The sequence below is a fragment of the Rhizobium sp. Nf11,1 genome, from assembly GCF_050587665.1.
In the GTDB taxonomy this organism is placed as follows: Bacteria; Pseudomonadota; Alphaproteobacteria; order Rhizobiales; family Rhizobiaceae; genus Rhizobium.
The window spans coordinates 1-339 of record NZ_JBOBHU010000087.1; the positions used below are offsets into that span (position 1 = coordinate 1).

The window sequence follows — 339 nt, forward strand, 5'->3', positions numbered from 1 at the left end:
TCACCGGCGCCAACGATGCGGCTGCGATCGTCGTCGATGCGACGGTGACCGACGACCGGGCGACGGTCGAGGCGGGGGCGGCCGGCAGCGGCGATCCGAGCGCCTCCGGCAAGCTGACGGTCAGCGACGTCGACGACGGCGAGGCGGTGTTTGCCGCCCCGGCCTCGCTCGACGGCATCTATGGCAGCTTCAGCTTCAATGCCGCCACCGGCAGCTGGACCTATACGCTCGACAACAGCCGGGCGGCGACGCAGGCGCTCAACCAGGGCGACGCGGTCAGCGACACGCTGAGCGTCAGCTCGCTCGACGGCACCGCCAGCCACAATATCGTCGTCGCCA

1 protein-coding gene is annotated in these 339 nt (G+C 70.5%); it reads left to right on the plus strand.

Annotated elements, in window-relative coordinates:
- The coding region (locus ACQ7C1_RS31810) for a VCBS domain-containing protein (RefSeq protein WP_430961228.1) at positions 1-339 on the plus strand (339 nt) is incomplete at both ends.